General features: G+C 60.2%; 15 protein-coding genes. 7 read left to right on the top strand and 8 right to left on the bottom strand.

Features of this window, described 5'->3' with window-relative positions; translation table 11 throughout:
• Positions 1-7: 7 nt before the first annotated feature.
• The 5 genes from E4O98_RS08245 (at position 8) to E4O98_RS08225 (ending at position 6,720) form a co-directional block, all read left to right on the top strand.
• Positions 8-721, top strand: coding sequence for a DUF3108 domain-containing protein (locus E4O98_RS08245; protein ID WP_032880017.1), 714 nt, complete (start codon positions 8-10; stop codon positions 719-721).
• Positions 722-1,099: 378 nt separating this feature from the next.
• The gene (locus tag E4O98_RS08240; RefSeq protein ID WP_003193064.1) at positions 1,100-1,288 is read left to right on the top strand and encodes a hypothetical protein; all 189 of its coding nucleotides are present in this window, start codon (positions 1,100-1,102) and stop codon (positions 1,286-1,288) included.
• 188 nt (positions 1,289-1,476) lie between these two features.
• The gene (locus E4O98_RS08235) at positions 1,477-3,402 is read left to right on the top strand and encodes an IucA/IucC family protein (RefSeq protein ID WP_223018125.1); all 1,926 of its coding nucleotides are present in this window, start codon (positions 1,477-1,479) and stop codon (positions 3,400-3,402) included.
• Complete coding sequence (locus E4O98_RS08230; RefSeq protein ID WP_078821993.1) at positions 3,392-4,618, top strand: MFS transporter; 1,227 nt, start codon at positions 3,392-3,394, stop codon at positions 4,616-4,618. Before E4O98_RS08235 ends, E4O98_RS08230 begins: the two co-directional genes overlap by 11 nt.
• Entirely contained in the window at positions 4,615-6,720 is a 2,106-nt protein-coding gene (locus E4O98_RS08225; protein WP_078821994.1) for a TonB-dependent receptor, read from the top strand. The genes E4O98_RS08230 and E4O98_RS08225 overlap by 4 nt, the downstream gene beginning before the upstream one ends.
• 66 nt (positions 6,721-6,786) lie before the next feature.
• Here the strand turns inward: E4O98_RS08225 and E4O98_RS08220 are convergent, their stop codons facing one another.
• From E4O98_RS08220 to E4O98_RS08190, 7 genes are all read right to left on the bottom strand, one after another.
• Positions 6,787-7,332: a DUF2058 domain-containing protein gene (locus tag E4O98_RS08220; protein ID WP_014719402.1), complete on the bottom strand. Its 546-nt coding sequence runs from the start codon at positions 7,330-7,332 to the stop codon at positions 6,787-6,789.
• Positions 7,333-7,357: 25 nt separating this feature from the next.
• On the bottom strand, positions 7,358-8,191 hold the full coding sequence (gene mazG / locus E4O98_RS08215; RefSeq protein ID WP_248134679.1) for a nucleoside triphosphate pyrophosphohydrolase: 834 nt from the start codon (positions 8,189-8,191) through the stop codon (positions 7,358-7,360).
• A gap of 154 nt (positions 8,192-8,345) precedes the next feature.
• Positions 8,346-10,589 carry a GTP diphosphokinase gene (gene relA / locus E4O98_RS08210; RefSeq protein WP_032880009.1) on the bottom strand — a complete coding sequence of 748 codons (2,244 nt, stop codon included), beginning with the start codon at positions 10,587-10,589 and terminating at the stop codon, positions 8,346-8,348.
• Between the two features lie 121 nt (positions 10,590-10,710).
• Positions 10,711-12,063 carry a 23S rRNA (uracil(1939)-C(5))-methyltransferase RlmD gene (gene rlmD, locus E4O98_RS08205; RefSeq protein ID WP_248134677.1) on the bottom strand — a complete coding sequence of 451 codons (1,353 nt, stop codon included), beginning with the start codon at positions 12,061-12,063 and terminating at the stop codon, positions 10,711-10,713.
• Complete coding sequence (gene cysM, locus E4O98_RS08200; RefSeq protein WP_003193080.1) at positions 12,063-12,965, bottom strand: cysteine synthase CysM; 903 nt, start codon at positions 12,963-12,965, stop codon at positions 12,063-12,065. Before cysM ends, rlmD begins: the two co-directional genes overlap by 1 nt.
• 231 nt (positions 12,966-13,196) lie before the next feature.
• Positions 13,197-13,802, bottom strand: a complete 606-nt coding sequence (locus E4O98_RS08195) for a DTW domain-containing protein (protein WP_032880007.1) — start codon at positions 13,800-13,802, stop codon at positions 13,197-13,199.
• Positions 13,803-13,809: 7 nt separating this feature from the next.
• Positions 13,810-14,703, bottom strand: coding sequence for a LysR family transcriptional regulator (locus E4O98_RS08190; RefSeq protein ID WP_005790200.1), 894 nt, complete (start codon positions 14,701-14,703; stop codon positions 13,810-13,812).
• 149 nt (positions 14,704-14,852) lie between these two features.
• Between E4O98_RS08190 and speB the strand changes: the two genes are divergently transcribed.
• Positions 14,853-15,803 carry an agmatinase gene (gene speB / locus E4O98_RS08185; protein ID WP_005790202.1) on the top strand — a complete coding sequence of 317 codons (951 nt, stop codon included), beginning with the start codon at positions 14,853-14,855 and terminating at the stop codon, positions 15,801-15,803.
• Between the two features lie 131 nt (positions 15,804-15,934).
• Entirely contained in the window at positions 15,935-17,317 is a 1,383-nt protein-coding gene (locus tag E4O98_RS08180; RefSeq protein WP_103733661.1) for a sodium:solute symporter, read from the top strand.
• A 188-nt stretch (positions 17,318-17,505) separates the two neighbouring features.
• On the opposite strand, the gene E4O98_RS27645 is transcribed toward E4O98_RS08180, so the two are convergent.
• Positions 17,506-17,628, bottom strand: coding sequence for a PA1414 family protein (locus E4O98_RS27645; RefSeq protein ID WP_003193089.1), 123 nt, complete (start codon positions 17,626-17,628; stop codon positions 17,506-17,508).
• Between the last annotated feature and the right edge of the window lie 126 nt (positions 17,629-17,754).

Genomic DNA, 17,754 nt, shown 5'->3' with positions numbered 1-17,754 from the left:
AGATTTTATGCGTCGCGCCCTGCTCTTCGCTTTTGCGCTGTTCGCTTTGCCTGCCGTACAAGCGGCAGACCTTCACCCTTTCTCCGTCAGCTACACCGCCGACTGGAAGCAACTGCCCATGAGTGGTTCGGCTGAACGCAGCCTGACCAAAAACGGCGACGGCACCTGGACCTTGAACTTCAAGGCCTCGATGATGATTGCCAGCCTGACCGAAACCAGCGTGATCCTGTTCGACAAGGACACCCTGCAACCCAAGAGCTACAGCTTCGAGCGCGGCGGTTTGGGCAAGGCTAAGAAGATCAACCTGGATTTCGACCAGGCGAACAAGAAAATCACCGGCTTTGAAAACAAGGATCCGGTCAACGTCACCCTCGAAAGCGGCATGCTCGACAAGTCCACGTATCAGCTCGCCCTTCAGCGCGACGTGGCTGCCGGCAAGAAGAGCATGAGCTACCGAGTGGCCGAAGGTACTGATGTCGATACCTATGACTTCCGTGTGATTGGCCCGGAAAAGGTTCAGACCAAGGTAGGCTCCATTGACGCGATCAAGGTTGAACGCGTACGTGATCCCTCCCAGAGCAAGCGCATCACGCAGATGTGGTTTGCCAAGGACCAGGGCGGCATTCTGGTTGCCCTGCGCCAGGTTGAGACCGACGGCAAGGAATACAACATCATGCTGCAGGATGGCACCGTTGACGGTAAGGCCGTCAAAGGCAGCTGATTGCGCTGATGAGCTGGAAGAGAGCCTCGCTGAATGCGGGGCTTTTTTTTGCCTGGAAATTTTACTGTGAAGCTTATGACGCTATCGGGAGCACGCCCCCTCCCACAGTGGAATGCATTTCAAATGTGGGAGGGGGCTTGCTCCCGATAGCGGTGGTAGGGCCGACAAAGGTCTTATTGCTAGAAGCAAACATGAAACTTTTGTCATAAAACTCATGCCCCTGCAACCGAATGCCACGGGTTTAGCGGCCTGCGCGATTGTTGCGTTTTCTGCAATGAATTATTGCGCGCAAAATCAGTTTACTTAGCAAGCTAACAAATAATATAACAGAGGCCTGCGACGACTTGCCGCAGATCAACCAGAGATTGGAGCAAGCAGATGACTGTAAAAGTAACTGAACGCGACGATGAGCATATGTCCCACGAGGCGGTAGGCCACGGGATTCACATCTGGGATGTCCATCAGCAAGACGTATTGGTCGGCATGTTTCACAACGAGAGCGATGCCCACAATTATAAAAACGAGCTTGAAACTCTCGAATTGCAACGCCAGGCGAAAAGCTCCTGAAACTCTGAAATCAAGTCGACGCCCGGCCCACGCAGCCGGGCCGTCTACATCAAAAACCGCGCTTTTCGAGCGCGGTTTTTTTGTCAAAAATTCGATATGAATTAATGTAACAAAAGCACACACAAATAATGATTCTCGATATCATTCATGCGCCTTTCATTCAGGCTCACGATTAGGGAATCAATTAGATGCACGGAAATAGCAGGAAGCCGGAAAACGCGTTACTGGAACGCTGGAGCGAAGCGCTTGCCACTGCGCAATTCCAGGCCAGCCACATCAGCCTCGACGACTTGGTCAATACGCTGGCACCTGCCGCTGAACGTAGCTTCCAACGCCTGATCCAAGCATTGTTTCGTGAAAGCCTGCTGGACCCCAGCACCCTCATTTACGACGAACATGGGCAATGCTCGCTGACACTGCCTTGTCAGGCTCGCCTGCGCTTTGATCATTTGCGTCCTGGCCGCATGGCCAGCTGGGACCTGCGTGGCAAAGTCATCCTGTTGCGCGAAGGTCAGCCCGACCAGAAGATCCAGTTCCCATCACAGTTGTTGACGTTGCTTAACGCCAGCCTCACGTCACCTGCCGACCTGGAAGTGCTCAACCGCCTCAATGCCGAGATCGACGACAGCTTCATCAACGACACCTTGTGCCTCGCTTTCCATGAGCAATGGACGCTCAAGCTGCATGCGTCCATGGACCCAGTACATCAAGGCAACCTGCTGAGTCATCTCAAGCACGGTGCAGGCACGATCAATCCGACATCCGTACTTGAGCAGTGGGGAACATTGGGGCACCCGTGGCACCCCAACTACAAGACCAAGCTGGGCCTGGATACCAGCCAAGTCATCGACTATTCGCCGGAGTTCGAAGCACGCTTCCCCGTGCTGCTGTGCGCGCTGCATCGCCAGTTTGCCCATGTCGAAACGTTGGCCGGGACGGCAGATTACTGGCAGTGGTGGAGCAGTCACTTTCCACACGCGGCGCAGCAATTAACCGCGACACTTCAAGCACAAGGCCTTGAAGCAGGCGATTATCTGCCGGTGCCTGCCCATCCCTGGCAGGCACGTCAGGAGCTGCCCCAGCTGTTCGCCGATGCAATCGGCGACAAGCTGCTGGTGCTGACCGATATCGTCGCGTTTACCGCCCACCCCACCATGTCATTCAGGACCGTATTGCCTGACGGACGTTGCGATGCGCCCATGGTCAAACTGCCGGTGTCGCTGCGCCTGACCAGCGTGCAGCGCACCGTCTCACCGCGCTCGGCGCGCATGGGCCCACGGATCAGCCACCTGCTGCTGACCATCCTGGAGCGCGAGCCTGCGATTCAGAAAATCCTCAGCATCGTTCCCGAGCGTATCGGTGTGCATTTCAAGCCACAACCGGCCAATGACGAGCACTCCCGCCACCTGGCGGTGCTCTATCGCGACAATCCCCAGAGCCAGCTCAAGCCCGGGGAAATGGCCGTACCGGTGGGCAGCCTGTTTGCCATTGATCAACACGGCCAGCCGCTGCTGCGCCAATGGGTGCGCCTGAGCCAAGGCAAAGACGATGCGGCGGCCATGCTCGCGTTCTTCCATGAGTACGCGGCGATCAGTGTGCCGGCGCTGCTGGGCATGTATTTGCGTTACGGCGTCGCTTTCGAGGCCCATCAGCAGAACTCCTTCATGGTCATGACTGCAGATGGGCAATTGAGCCGCCTGCTGTTGCGCGATTTCGGCGATATCCGTATCGACCGCAAGACCTTGCACGCCCACGGCCTGGACGTCGAACTACACGACCCGAAGATGACGCTGTACGACGACGCAGGTTTCGTACGGGACAAACTGCTGCACACCGTATTCATGTGCCATCTGGGTGAGTTGATCCTGCTTGCTGCGCGCCACTTCGACATCCCCCAGGCGCTGCTCTGGAATGAACTGTCGGCACAGGTCAGCCAGTGTTTCGACAACCTGCGCTCACAGGTTGAACCGCAACGCTGGGCAGCCGAGCGCGAAGCACTGCTGGAGCAACCGTGGCCGGCCAAGTCGTTCATGCGCATGCGCCTGCTGGAGAGTCATGCCGATATCGTCGGACGCCTGCCCAACCCGTTGAGCGCGGCCGCCAATGCCGACTAACAACACAGCGCTGCGGCTGCTGGTGGTGATTCAGTTGGTGTCGATGGGGGCGATGGAGATGAGCGGGCCGTTTTGGCCGCTGCAAATCCAGAAGCTGCTGGGCGTCGCCAATGCCCAGTACACCGGCCTGCTGTCTTCGCTGGTATATGCCGGGCCGATGATGGCAGCGATGATCCTCACACCCATGTGGGGGAAACTGGGCGACCGTACCGGCCATAAGCCGATGATCATCCGGGCGTTGCTGGCATTGGCGGTGTGCCAGGCGCTGGCTGCGATGACGCCCGATCCGTGGTGGCTGGTGGTCATCCGCGTGGTGCAAGGTGCATTGGCCGGTTTCATTGCAGCTGCCCAAGCCTACGCGCTGGCCTGCTGCGGTGAGAGTGGACGCGGGCACATTCTTGCGCGGCTGCAATCAGCCACCGCCGTAGGCTCCCTGGCCGGGCCGGTATTGGGCGGCTGGCTGATGGACATATCCGGTTTCGCATTGCTGTGCTACAGCGCCACCGCCGTCTGCCTGTTGTGCGCGATAATCAGCGCGTTCTTGCCCAGCGATTCACCACGATCCAGACCTGCCCGCCCATCGAAGCCTGTCGCACTGCCCAAAGGCTGGCTGGGCGCAATGTTGGGAATCATCGTATTGATCCAGGCGGCCAGGATGATGCCGCAACCGTTTTACGCCTTATATGTTGCCGAGGTTTTGCAGGCACCCGCGTGGCTGATCGGCGCCAGCTATGGCGCCAGCGCCTTGACCCTGGCACTGTCCGCGCCGTTATGGGGCCGCCTGTTCGATCGACATCAACCAGCGCATACGCTGCGCATCATCGAGTGGGTCACCTGGGCGTGCGCGCTCACACTGGCCGGCACGGCGCTGGCCAGTGAGTGGTTGGGGTTCATCGCCAGCCGGCTGCTATGGGGCGTGTGGCAGGGTGCTTTATTGCCCGTGGCCTACACGCTGATCGCCAATACCGTAGCGTCCAGCCAGCAGGGCTTCGCCCTGGGCATGGGCAACAGCGCCGCCAAAGCAGGTGCGCTGTGCGGCGCATTGATAGGCGGTATCGGCATGGGATGGGTGGGCCTGGCGCACAGCTTCTGGCTGGTCGCACTGACCTACGCATTGGCCGCCGTGAGTATCCGCGCCATCCGTTCATGTACGCGAGCGCCTGAGACATCCGATTTTTCTGTCAATACTTCTAATAACTCTGAGACAAATCCATGAACACATCGCAATTGGCCGTTCTGCTGCCGCTTCTCGGCTCGATCAGTGCCCCCGCCTGGGCCGAACAGACAGAGCCGACCAGCCTGCAGTTGCAAGCGACCGTGGTGTCGGCGACGCGCAATGAAACCAGCATCGCGCAGATTCCAGGCTCTGTGCAGGTCATCAACGAAGAACAGATCCGCCAGCAAACGGGCGCGGGGCGTCGGGTCGCAGATATCCTCGGCCAACTGGTGCCTGGCATTGCGCCTTCCAGCGGCGGCATGAGCAACTTCGGCCAAACGCTTCGCGGGCGTAATACCCTGATCCTGATCGATGGGGTTTCACAAAACGCCACGCGCGATAACTTCCGCCAGCTCAACAGCGTGGCACCGGAAAGCATCGAGCGCATCGAAGTGATCTCCGGCGCCAGCAGCGTCTACGGCGCAGGCGCATCGGGCGGCATCATCAACATCATCACCAAGCGCAACAAGGGTGAGGACCTGGCCTTCAGCAGCAAGATCGGCATGACCGCCGGCAATAACTTCAGCCACAAGGGGTTCGCTTACGAGGCGTTCCAAAGCGCTACCGGGCGCAAGGGTCCAGTGGACTGGTATCTGTCGGGCAATACCGTGCAGCGCAACGACCAGTTCGACGGTAACGGCAAGCGCATTCCCCAGGATACGTCCCAGGGCAGCAACATGGACACCGACACCTACGACCTGCAAGGTCGCTTCGGCTACGAGCTCGATGACGACAAGAAGATCAGCCTGTCGCTGCAAGACTATAAAGACGAACAAGACACCCGCTACACCAAGAACCCGCGCATCACCAGCAACGCAGTCGCGGTAAAAGGCCTGGACCTGGGCGACCAGCCCTACACCCATAACCAGGCGGTCAACCTTAACTACGCCGATAAGGATTTCTACGGCCAGGGCCTGCAGGTCGAAAGTTACTGGCGGCGGGCCGACGCCCTGTTCTTCCCGGACCTGTCCCGGGGTCGGGCAGGCGTGTCCGACAACAACAGCGTGCAGGATGTCTATGGCCTGCGTGCGGCGATCGATACGCAGATGCCGGACATCGGCCCGGCAACCGGCAACCTGGTGTGGGGGGCTGACTATGATCATGAAACCTCACGCCAGCGTGGCGACCAATACCGGGTCAATGGCCTGAGCTACAGCAAAACCGGGACCACGTTCGAACTGGGCCCGGATATTGAGACCACCACCAAAGCCATCTTTGGTCAGCTGTCCTACGACATCGATGACTGGACCTTACGCGGTGGAATACGTCGCGAGTGGATTGAGAGCAAAGTCTCCGACAGCATCGCCTACGGCGAAATCGTCCAGACCGGCAACCGCGCCACACTGCCCGGCGGCACGCTCAAATACGATGACACGCTGTATAACCTCGGGGCGGTGTATCACCTGACCGAAAACCAGGACGTGTTCGTCAACTTCAGCCAGGGCTTTTCCCTGCCGGATATCCAGCGCTTCCTGCGTGACGTGAACAGCAAATACGATATTCAGGACCTCAATGCCCAGGCTCTGAAAGTCGACAGTTACGAGCTGGGCTGGCGTGGCGACTGGGACAAGTGGCAGGCCAGTGTCACCGCGTATGAAAACACCTCGGATGTCACGCAGTTCTACGATGCCAACGACCGTGTATTGCGCCTGATCAATCAGAAAGAACGCGTGCGCGGTGCCGAAACCAGCCTGACTTATAACGTCAACGACCAGTGGTCCGTCGGCGGTACTTACGCTTACGCCAAGGGCGAGACCCAGCAGAACGGCAAATGGATCGACCTGCCCGCCACGCGTATTTCCCCCGCCAAGACCACCGCTTTTGTCGGCTATCAGCGTGACGACTACAGCCTGCGCTTGCAGGGGATGCGCCTGGCCGACTATGACGCGGCGGCCAAGGACAACAACGGTCGCGATATCCAGGGCTATACCTTGGTTGACCTGCTGGGCTCGGTAAGGCTACCGGTAGGTCGCCTCGAAGGTGCGGTGTACAACCTTACCAACCGCAACTACCAGAACATGTTCGCCCAGGCCAATGCCCGCGCACCGTACCCGAATGCCGAGGGCCGTACCTTCAGCCTGAGTTACGCAGTGGATTGGTAACCGGCTGACGCTGCACGCTTAAAACACAAACCCCGCCTTTTGGCGGGGTTTGTCGTTTCTAGCGGCTTACCACATCAGATCGTCAGGGATCTGGTAGGCGGCGTACGGATCATCCTCATCCGGCACCTGGCTTTCGGTGAGGATGTTGAGCTGCACGATGCGCTCCGGTGCACGTTCCTGAATCTTGAGCGCCGCTTCACGCGGGATCACCTCGTAGCCGCCACCGTGGTGCACGATAGCCAGAGAGCCGTTGCTCAGCTTGTTGCGCATCAAGGTGTTGACCGACAGGCGCTTGACCTTCTTGTCATCGACAAAGTTGTAGTAGTCCTCGGTGGTCAACTTGGGCAGGCGCGAGGTTTCGATCAACTGCTTGACCTGGGCGGTACGCGCCTTGGCCTCGGCTTTTTCCTGCTGCTGGCGGTTGAGCTCCTGGTCACGCTTGACCTTCTCGGCGTGTGCCTCAGCGGCCAGGCGTGCCTGGGTATCATCGACTTCTGCCTGGCCCTTGTGGACCAGACGCTGCTGCTTCTGCTTCTCTTTGCCGACCTGCTTGGCCTGCTTTTGGTTGACCAGACCTGCTTTGAGCAACTGGTCGCGAAGGGAAAGGCTCATGGTGCTTACTCACTTAGGCAGCTGCTCAACCGCAGCTGGACACATTCTTTTCCTGGCGTTTGGCTTCGCCCCACAGGGCGTCCAACTCTTCGAGGGTGCAATCTTCTATGGGTTGGCGCGTATCGCGCAATGCCTGTTCGATAAATCGGAAACGTCGTTCGAACTTGGCATTGGCACCGCGCAGTGCGGTTTCCGGGTCAACCTTGAGGTGACGGGCCAGGTTGACGGCGGCAAACAGCAGGTCACCGACTTCATCGGCAATGGCCTGCGGATCGTTATCGGCCATGGCTTCGAGCACTTCATCCAACTCTTCACGCACGTTGTCCACCACCGGCAAGGCGGCCGGCCAGTCGAAACCGACCTGGCTGGCGCGCTTTTGCAATTTGGCCGCACGGGACAACGAAGGTAAGGCGGTGGGCACATCATCGAGCAGGGAGAGTTGCTCGGGAGCGTCGGACTTTTCTGCGCGCTCCTCAGCTTTGATCTGCTCCCAGCGCTCCTTGACCTGTTCTTCGCTCAACTGCGGGATATCCAGCGGTGCGTACAGGTCGCCGGTTGGGAACACGTGAGGATGCCGGCGAATCAACTTACGGGTGATGCTGTCGATCACGCCGGCAAATTCGAAGCGCCCTTCTTCCCGCGCCAGTTGGCTGTAATACACCACTTGGAACAGCAGGTCGCCCAGCTCACCTTGCAGGTGATCGAAATCGCCGCGCTCGATGGCGTCGGCCACTTCATAGGCCTCCTCCAGCGTGTGCGGGACGATGGTCGCGTAGGTTTGCTTGATGTCCCACGGGCAGCCGTATTGCGGGTCGCGCAGGCGGTTCATCAGGTGCAGCAGGTCTTCGAGTGAATACATCGTATCTCTTTCCGCTGAAAATCCAATGTGGGAGCTGGCTTGCCTGCGATGCTCGCGACTCGGTGCTTCAGTTAAACCGAGGTGGTGCTATCGCAGGCAAGCCAGCTCCCACATGAAGCAGCTAACACAATTCAGTTCGCGTTCATCCAGCTATTCATGGGGTGCGGTTGCGCCGCGTCTCGATGATATTCGGCAACTGGGAAATCCTCCCAAGCAACCGTCCCAGTGCGTCCAACCCCGGAATCTCGATGGTCAGGGACATCAACGCCGTGTTGTCCTCTTTGTTCGAGCGGGTGTTGACCGCCAGCACGTTGATCCGCTCGTTGAGCAGCACTTGCGAGACGTCACGCAGCAAGCCGGAACGATCGTAGGCACGGATGATGATGTCCACCGGGTAAGTGAGCACCGGCACCGGCCCCCAACTGACCTGGATGATCCGCTCCGGCTCGCGCCCGCCCAGTTGCAGCACCGAGGCGCAGTCCTGGCGGTGAATGCTCACGCCACGGCCCTGGGTGATGTAGCCGACAATGGCGTCGCCCGGCAACGGCTGGCAGCAGCCGGCCATTTGCGTCATCAGGTTGCCCACGCCCTGGATCTGGATATCGCCACGCTTGCCCGGTTTGTAACCCGTGGCCTTGCGTGGGATGAGTTCCAGCTGTTCGTTGCCGCGCTCGGGCTCGACCAGTTGCTGGGCCAGGTTGACCAGTTGCGCCAGGCGCAGGTCACCGGCACCGAGGGCGGCGAACATGTCTTCGGCGATCTTCATGTTGGCCTTTTCGGCCAGCTTGTCGAAGTCCACCTGAGGCAGGCCCAGGCGCGCCAGTTCGCGTTCGAGCAGGGTCTTGCCGGCGGCGACGTTCTGGTCGCGCGCTTGAAGTTTGAACCAGTGGACGATCTTCGCCCGCGCCCGCGAGGTGGTGATATAGCCCAGGTTCGGGTTCAGCCAGTCGCGGCTCGGCGTGCCGTGCTTGCTGGTGATGATCTCGACCTGTTCACCGGTTTGCAGGCTGTAGTTGAGCGGCACGATGCGCCCGTTGATCTTGGCGCCCCGGCAGTTATGGCCGATTTCGGTGTGCACGCGGTAGGCAAAATCCAGCGGCGTGGCGCCCTTGGGCAAGTCGATGGCATGGCCGTCGGGGGTGAAGATATAGACCCGGTCCGGCTCGATATCCACCCGCAGCTGTTCGGCCAGCCCGCCGATGTCGCCGAGTTCTTCGTGCCATTCCAGCACTTGGCGCAGCCAGGAGATTTTCTCTTCGTACTGGTTGGACCCGGCCTTGACGTCGGTGCCCTTGTAGCGCCAGTGCGCGCACACACCCAGCTCGGCCTCTTCGTGCATCGCGTGGGTGCGGATCTGCACTTCCAGCACCTTGCCTTCAGGGCCGATCACCGCGGTGTGCAGCGAGCGGTAGCCGTTTTCCTTGGGGTTGGCGATGTAGTCGTCGAACTCCTTGGGGATGTGGCGCCACAGGGTGTGAACGATCCCCAGCGCGGTGTAGCAATCGCGCATTTCCGGCACCAGCACGCGCACCGCCCGCACGTCATAGATCTGGCTGAAGGCCAGGCCCTTGCGCTGCATTTTGCGCCAGATCGAGTAGATGTGCTTGGCGCGGCCGCTGATGTCGGCGTCTACGCCAGTTGCCTGCAGCTCGGAACGCAGCTGGCCCATCACGTCGCTGATAAAGCGCTCGCGATCCAGGCGCCGCTCGTGCAGCAACGTGGCGATCTGTTTGTATTGGTCCGGCTCCAGGTAGCGAAAGGACAGGTCCTCCAGCTCCCACTTGATGTGGCCGATGCCCAGGCGGTGGGCCAGCGGCGCGTAGATGTCGAAGACTTCGCGGGCGACGCGGTTGCGCTTTTCGTCGTCGGCGGTCTTCACCGCACGGATCGCGCAGGTACGCTCGGCCAGCTTGATCAGGGCGACGCGCACGTCGTCGACCATCGCCACCAGCATCTTGCGCAGGTTTTCCACCTGGCCCTGGGTGCCCAGCACCATCGACTGGCGCGGGCTGAGGCTGGCACTGATGGCCGCCATGCGCAGCACGCCGTCGATCAGCTTGGTCACCACCGAGCCGAAGCGCTGGCCAACGGTTGCCAACGGAATATGCCCCTCGCGCACGCCGCGATACAGCACCGCGGCGATCAGCGAATCCTGATCCAGCTTGAGATCGGCGAGGATCTCGGCGATTTCCAACCCGGTGCGAAAGCTTGAAGTGCCTTCGGCCCACAGGTTCTTGGCCGCATTGTCTTGCTGCTCAGACTCACGAGCGAACTCGCAGGCTGCTTTCAAGGCTTCACGGTCCAGTGCCGGGTCGACACTGACGGCATGATCCAGCCATGCCTCGAGATTGATACTGCCGTCGGTGTTGATCGGCTGGTGTGCTCTCACCTGTACCATCTTGCTTACCTTCCCTACGACGCACCTTTGATGCGCCAAAATCATCGCCGACTTTTACTGCGAGCTCCGTAGCAGTACCAAGGCCTTGGAGAACGCAGGCCAGTCGGATTAAACGGGCATCCTAGCCCGCTTCAAATAACGCCATGGCCTCGACATGCGCAGTCTGCGGAAACATGTCGAGAATCCCGGCACGCTTTAGCCGGTAGCCTTGCTTGACCAACTCAACCGTGTCCCGCGCCAGCGTAGCTGGGTTACAGGACACATACACCAGGCGCTTGGCTCCAAGGGTGGCGAGCTTGCGCACAACCTCTTGGGCACCATCGCGGGGTGGGTCCAAGAGTACCGCAGAAAAGCCCTGTTTGGCCCATGGCGCGTCAGTCAAAGGCTGAGACAGGTCGGCCTGAAAGAACTGCACGTTAGGCAAATGGTTGCTCGCGGCATTGAGTGCCGCACGGTCCACCATGGTCTGCACACCCTCTACCGCCACCACTTCGCGCACCTGGCGCGCCAGCGGCAAGGCGAAGTTGCCAAGGCCGCAAAACAGGTCCAACACCCGTTCGTCGGCTTGTGGCGCCAGCCACTCCAATGCCTGGGCAACCATCGCCTGATTGACCCCGGCGTTGACCTGCACAAAATCTCCCGGCCGATAAGCCAGTTCCAGATTCCAGGCATCCAGGCGAAACCCCAGGGCCTGGTCGGGCTCGACAGGTTCCGGCTGGCCCTCGCCATGCAGCCACAATTGGGCCTCATGGAAGGTACAGAATTCTTTAAGGATCAGCAGGTCTGCTTCGGACAGCGGTGCCATATGCCGCAGCAAAACGGCGATGGACGAACCACTGAACAGCTCCACATGCCCCAGCGCCTGCGGTTTGCTCAGGCGACGCAGCATATTCGGCAAGCGCTGCATGATCGGTTGCAAGGCTTGTACCAGCACCGGGCAATCGTCGATAGCGACGATGTCCTGACTGGCCACGGCGCGAAAACCCACTTCGAGTTTCTTCGCCTTGGCGTCCCAACGTACGGCCACACGGGCGCGACGCCGGTAACCGAACTCCGGCCCGCTCAACGGCGGCGCCCACTCTTGCGGTTCGACACCTGCCACCCGCGACAACTGCTCGGCGAGCATGCGCTGTTTCAGGGCAAGTTGCTGATCATGGGACAGATGCTGCACGCTGCAACCGCCGCAGCGGCCAACGTGGGCGCAGGGTGCCGGGCGCCGTAGCTCACTGGCCTTGAACACCCGCTCGGTGCGGGCCTCAACCACTTTGCCGTGGGCGCCCAACACCCGCGCTTCGACTTCTTCGCCGGCCAGCGCACCATTCACAAACCAGGTGCGGCCTTCAAAGAACACAATGCCACGGCCATCATTGGCCAGGCGCTCGATGGTCAGGCGCTGTTTCTTGCCCACCGGGATCTGCGGGGCCCGGCTGCCGCCTGTCGGCTGGAAGCGCAGGCCTCTCTCGTGCTTGGCCATCAGTTGGGTTCGTCGAAGATGCCGGTCGACAGGTAGCGGTCGCCTCGGTCACAGATGATCGCGACGATCACCGCGTTTTCCACTTCTTTGGACAAGCGCAACATACCGGCCACAGCGCCGCCGGAGGACACGCCGCAGAAGATGCCTTCTTCACGGGCCAGACGGCGCGTAGTGTCTTCGGCTTCGCGCTGGGCCATGTCGATGATGCGGTCTACTCGCGTCGCGTTGTAGATCTTCGGCAAGTACTCTTCGGGCCAGCGGCGGATACCGGGGATGGCCGCGCCTTCCATCGGTTGCAGACCGACGATCTGGATCGCAGGGTTCTGCTCCTTCAGGTAGCGCGAGTTGCCCATGATGGTGCCGGTGGTGCCCATGGAACTGACGAAATGGGTAATGGTGCCCTGGGTCTGGCGCCAGATTTCCGGGCCGGTGCTGGTGTAGTGCGCCTCGGGATTGTCACCGTTGGCGAACTGGTCCAGCACCACGCCACGGCCTTCGGCGGCCATACGCTCGGCGAGGTCACGGGCGCCTTCCATGCCTTCTTCCTGGGTGACCAGGATCAGCTGGGCACCGTAAGCGGTCATCGCCGCCTTGCGCTCGGCACTGCCGTTGTCGGGCATGATCAGCACCATCTTGTAGCCTTTGATCGCGGCGGCCATGGCCAGGGCGATCCCGGTGTTACCCGAGGTGGCTTCAATCAGGGTGTCGCCTGGCTTGATCTGCCCGCGCAACTCGGCGCGGGCGATCATCGACAGCGCCGGGCGGTCCTTGACGGAGCCGGCCGGGTTGTTGCCTTCGAGTTTGAGCAACAGGGTATTGCTGGTTTCACCCGCCATGCGTTGCAAGCGGACCAGGGGCGTGTTGCCGACGCAATCGGCGATTGTGGGGTACTGCAAGGTCATGGCGTATTCGCAATCCAGACTGCGGGGGCGGACATCATACCGGGAAAGGCCGGCGGGCCATATCACGCAAAGTGCGGTGCTTATGGCTTAAAGGCATAAGCCATTAAAGTGTTGACTGTGAGGGCTCCATCGGGGGCAAGCCCCCTCCCACATCGGACCGCATTTTTATGCAGGAACGCGATCCACTGTGGGAGGGGGCTTGCTCCCGATGGGCGCGCCTCGTCAAACCTGCTAATCCTTCTGCCCTTCACCATGATTTCTCTGGAATACCTCATCCCCCATCGCAGCAATCTGCCCTTCGATCAGCGCTTCAAAGGGTTTGAGCAGCGGCTCGAACGATAGTGGAGCTTCCAATACCTGCAACGCTTGCGTGATTGCTTCAACCGTCGACAAGGCACCAGGCCCCGGCGCCTTGCGCAAGCGATAGCGGGAAACGCCGCCTAGGGCCAATGTCACCCGGGGCAACGCCGCCAGCAAAGGATTGAGGTGCAACAGCTTGCGCGCCTTGCGCCAGGTGCCATCGGGAACCACCAATAACAATGGCTGATCGTCAGGTGCATAAGCGCGCAGCGGCTCGGCGTCATCCGCCGGAAACAACAGCCGCGCCCGATAACCAGGCGGGTTTAATAACGTCGCCAGATCATCAAACACCTCCCCCACCACCAACTGCGCATTATTCAAGCCCAACGCCGCCAACCTCGCGGTATTGAGCGCATGGCCGACCTCGCTCGGGTGCTGCAACAGCAACACGCGAGTGCGGCTGTCGAGGGTCGGGATCAGTGCACAGAGGCAATGAGTGGTCGGCCGCAAGCATTGCGGGCATTGGGGTCTGGACATGGTTTTTTCAGGCCTGGTTAAGCTGGGTCTTGAGCAAGTCGCGGAAGGTCTGGATCAGCGGTTCACGGCTACGACCACGGCGCATGATCATCGAGAACGGCGCCTGGTAGCCGAAGGTCGCCGGCAGTAACACGCGCAGGTCACCCTTGTCGGCCCAGGCCTGGGCGTAGTGTTCGGGCAGGTAACCGATGTAGGCGCCGGACAATACCAGGATCAACTGCGCTTCCATACTTTCCACGGTCGCGGCGCTGTGTTTGAAGCCGTGGCGCGCCAGTTCGGCCTGGCTCCAGTAGCCGCGGCCGACCATACGTTGCTGAGTGATGACCTGTTCGGGAATACGCCGCTCGCTGAACAGCGGGTGCCGGTTGCTGCAATACAGCCAGTGCTGTTCGCGGTACAGCGGCATATAGATCAGCCCGCTCATACGGTTGGAGAACGCACCGATTGCCAGGTCCAGGCGGTTGTCCTGTACGCCCAGTTGCAGTTCGTAGGGGCTCATCACCGACAGATTCAGGTGAACCGCCGGATGTTCCAGGCTGTAGGCGCCAATCACTTCGGCGAATGGCAGGGCCTTGTCGCTGACGGTGGAATCAAGCACGCCCAGCTTGAGCGTGCCGCGCAACTCGCCTTTGAGCGCGGCGGCGTATTGCTCGAAGCCCTCGAGCTCGCCCAACAGGCGCAGGGTTTCCTGATGAAACAGCTCGCCTTTGCTGGTCAGGCTGAAGCCGCCACGTCCTCGATGGCACAGCACCAGGCCCAGCGCGGATTCGAGTTGGCTCATATACGTGCTGATGGCCGACGTCGACAGGTTGAGTTCGTGCTGGGCATTGGCGAACCCCTGGTGGCGCACGACGCTGACGAAGATGCGCAGGAGTTTCAGGTCGGGCAAGGCGTTGGCCATGGTCGGCTCCGGACAGGGATGCGCACAGTCTACCTCCCTGCATTAGTTTAGAAAAATCTGAACTAAGTATTTGCCCCTGCCGATTCTTCCTGCCCCAGGCTTTTTGCAGAATCGGCCATCAATAAACAAAACAACGATGAGGCAATCCCGTGGACAAGATTTTCCACCAACCACTGGGCGGCAACGAAATGCCGCGCTTCGCCGGCATCGCCACCATGATGCGCCTTCCCCACCTGCAAACGGCCAAGGGTCTGGACGCTGCCTTTATCGGCGTGCCCCTGGATATCGGCACCTCGCTGCGCGCCGGCACACGCTTCGGGCCTCGGGAAATCCGCGCCGAGTCGGTGATGATCCGTCCCTACAACATGGCCACCGGCGCTGCACCGTTCGACTCACTGTCAGTGGCCGACATCGGCGACGTGGCGATCAACACCTTCAACCTGCTCGACGCCGTGCGCATCATCGAAGAAGCCTACGATGAAATCCTCGAGCACGACGTGATCCCCCTGACCCTGGGCGGCGACCACACCATCACCCTGCCGATCCTGCGGGCGATCCACAAGAAACACGGCAAGGTCGGGCTGGTGCACATCGATGCCCATGCCGACGTCAACGACCATATGTTCGGCGAAAAAATCGCCCACGGCACCACCTTCCGCCGCGCCGTGGAAGAAGGTTTGCTCGATTGCGACCGCGTGGTGCAGATCGGCCTGCGTGCCCAGGGCTACACCGCAGAAGATTTCAACTGGAGCCGCAAGCAAGGCTTTCGCGTGGTCCAGGCCGAAGAATGCTGGCACCAATCCCTGGCCCCGTTGATGGCCCAAGTGCGGGAAAAAGTCGGCGGCGGCCCGGTGTACCTCAGCTTCGATATCGACGGCATCGATCCCGCCTGGGCACCCGGCACCGGCACCCCGGAAATCGGCGGGCTGACCACCATCCAAGCGATCGAGATCATCCGTGGCTGCCAGGGCCTGGATCTGATTGGTTGTGATCTGGTGGAAGTTTCACCGCCCTATGACACCACAGGCAACACCTCGCTGCTGGGCGCCAACTTGCTGTACGAGATGCTCTGTGTATTGCCTGGCGTCGCGCATCGCTGATGCCTTCACGATAACAATCAAGGGGATCGCGCAGATCCCCATCCAACGATGTACCTGACCTTCGCTCGCGTATTGACCGAGCCGGCTGCCGCCTGATCGCCCATAAAAAAGATAATCGGAGAATCACCGTCATGGCTTTGGATTTATTCGTCGTACTCATCTACGCCGCCGGTATGCTCGTGCTCGGCTACTACGGTATGCGCCGCGCCAAAACCCACGAAGACTACCTGGTGGCGGGCCGTAACCTCGGCCCGTCGCTGTACATGGGCACCATGGCCGCCACGGTATTGGGCGGCGCCTCCACCGTCGGCACCGTGCGCTTGGGTTATGTGCACGGCATTTCAGGTTTCTGGCTGTGCGCCGCGCTGGGCGCCGGGATCATTGCGCTGAACCTGTTCCTGGCCAAGCCGCTGCTGAAGCTGAAAATCTTCACCGTGACCCAGGTCCTGGAAAAACGCTACAACCCCATGGCGCGCCAGGCCAGCGCTGTGATCATGCTGGCCTATGCACTGATGATCGGCGTGACCTCGATCCTGGCAATCGGCACCGTATTGCAAGTGCTGTTCGACTTGCCGTTCTGGATGTCGGTGCTGGTAGGCGGCGGTGTGGTGGTGGTGTATTCAACCATCGGTGGCATGTGGTCGCTGACCCTGACCGATATCGTGCAATTTGTGATCAAGACCGTCGGCCTGATGTTCATCCTGCTGCCGATCTGCCTGTACCGCGTCGGCGGCTGGGATGAACTGGTGGCCAAGCTGCCGGCGTCGAACTTCAGCTTTACCGCGATCGGTTGGGACACGATCATCACTTACTTCATGATCTACTTCTTCGGCATCCTGATCGGCCAGGATATCTGGCAGCGAGTATTCACCGCCCGTGATGAAAAGGTCGCCCAGTACGCGGGCACTTTCGCCGGTTTCTACTGCATTCTCTACGGCCTTGCCTGCGCCCTGATTGGCATGGCGGCTCACGTGCTGATCCCGGACCTGGATAACGTCAACAATGCCTTTGCCGCCATCGTCAAAGCCTCGTTACCGGACGGTATTCGTGGCCTGGTGATTGCGGCTGCCCTGGCGGCGATGATGTCCACCGCCAGCGCCGGCCTGCTCGCTGCGTCCACCGTGTTGACCGAAGACCTGCTGCCACGGCTGCGCGGTGGCAAGCAATCGAGCCTGGGCATCAACCGCGTGTTCACCCTGATGACCGGTGTTGCCGTATTGGGCATCGCACTGGTGGTGAATGACGTGATCAGCGCGCTGACCCTGGCCTATAACCTGTTGGTGGGCGGTATGTTGGTACCTCTGATTGGCGCGATATTCTGGAAGCGAGCCACCACCTCGGGCGCGATCACGTCCATGGCGCTGGGTTTCGTAACCGCGCTGGTGTTTATGTTCAAGGATGGGTTGGATGCAAACACACCGATTTACTGCAGCCTGGCGGTAGCCCTGGTGAGTTTTGTGCTGGTGAGTATGTTGTCGCGCAAACCGGATACCGTTGCGGCTCGGGCGGCTTGAGCTATTAGGATAATTTCTTCAGCGGGTGCGGCGTCGGTGTTCGCACCCGTTTTTTTGCCCTGCACAAAATAATTGTGGGAGCGGACTTGCTCGCGAAGGCGGTGTGTCATTCAACCATTTACCGGCTGATGCACCGTATTCGCGAGCAAGTCCGCTCCCACATTTCCCATATTGTTTGGGCCTGATACTCAGCGGCGACGGGGCCGGCGCTGCTCATCGTCCGTGCGGATCGGCACCGGTTGCAGCGGGGGCTCGATCAAGCCCAGCGCAACGCCAAGATCGTGGAGCCAGTTTTGGATTTTCTCTTTCATGGTTGCCCCCTTTGAGGGTAGTGCTGGTCGGCGTGAGTTTTGTCGCCGTTTCCTACAGAGATAGTAGCCCTAAGTCCTAGGTAATGCTTGAACGAAACCACAACTAACTATTACTGGATTGATCCA

It is taken from the genome of Pseudomonas sp. W2Jun17 (genome assembly GCF_023127795.1).
GTDB lineage: Bacteria > Pseudomonadota > Gammaproteobacteria > Pseudomonadales > Pseudomonadaceae > Aquipseudomonas > Aquipseudomonas synxantha_A.
The sequence above is the reverse complement of the archived record's forward strand: the minus strand, read 5'-3'. Positions and strand labels throughout refer to the sequence as shown.

Coding starts and splice junctions, on each gene's coding strand:
- relA (WP_032880009.1), bottom strand. CDS start 10,589: ATGGTACAGGTGAGAGCACACCAGCCGATCAACACCGACGGCAGTATC.
- E4O98_RS08235 (WP_223018125.1), top strand. CDS start 1,477: ATGCACGGAAATAGCAGGAAGCCGGAAAACGCGTTACTGGAACGCTGG.
- E4O98_RS08230 (WP_078821993.1), top strand. CDS start 3,392: ATGCCGACTAACAACACAGCGCTGCGGCTGCTGGTGGTGATTCAGTTG.
- E4O98_RS08220 (WP_014719402.1), bottom strand. CDS start 7,332: ATGAGCCTTTCCCTTCGCGACCAGTTGCTCAAAGCAGGTCTGGTCAAC.
- E4O98_RS08245 (WP_032880017.1), top strand. CDS start 8: ATGCGTCGCGCCCTGCTCTTCGCTTTTGCGCTGTTCGCTTTGCCTGCC.
- E4O98_RS08195 (WP_032880007.1), bottom strand. CDS start 13,802: ATGTCCAGACCCCAATGCCCGCAATGCTTGCGGCCGACCACTCATTGC.
- E4O98_RS27645 (WP_003193089.1), bottom strand. CDS start 17,628: ATGAAAGAGAAAATCCAAAACTGGCTCCACGATCTTGGCGTTGCGCTG.
- E4O98_RS08180 (WP_103733661.1), top strand. CDS start 15,935: ATGGCTTTGGATTTATTCGTCGTACTCATCTACGCCGCCGGTATGCTC.
- rlmD (WP_248134677.1), bottom strand. CDS start 12,063: ATGGCCAAGCACGAGAGAGGCCTGCGCTTCCAGCCGACAGGCGGCAGC.
- E4O98_RS08240 (WP_003193064.1), top strand. CDS start 1,100: ATGACTGTAAAAGTAACTGAACGCGACGATGAGCATATGTCCCACGAG.
- E4O98_RS08225 (WP_078821994.1), top strand. CDS start 4,615: ATGAACACATCGCAATTGGCCGTTCTGCTGCCGCTTCTCGGCTCGATC.
- E4O98_RS08190 (WP_005790200.1), bottom strand. CDS start 14,703: ATGGCCAACGCCTTGCCCGACCTGAAACTCCTGCGCATCTTCGTCAGC.
- cysM (WP_003193080.1), bottom strand. CDS start 12,965: ATGACCTTGCAGTACCCCACAATCGCCGATTGCGTCGGCAACACGCCC.
- mazG (WP_248134679.1), bottom strand. CDS start 8,191: ATGTATTCACTCGAAGACCTGCTGCACCTGATGAACCGCCTGCGCGAC.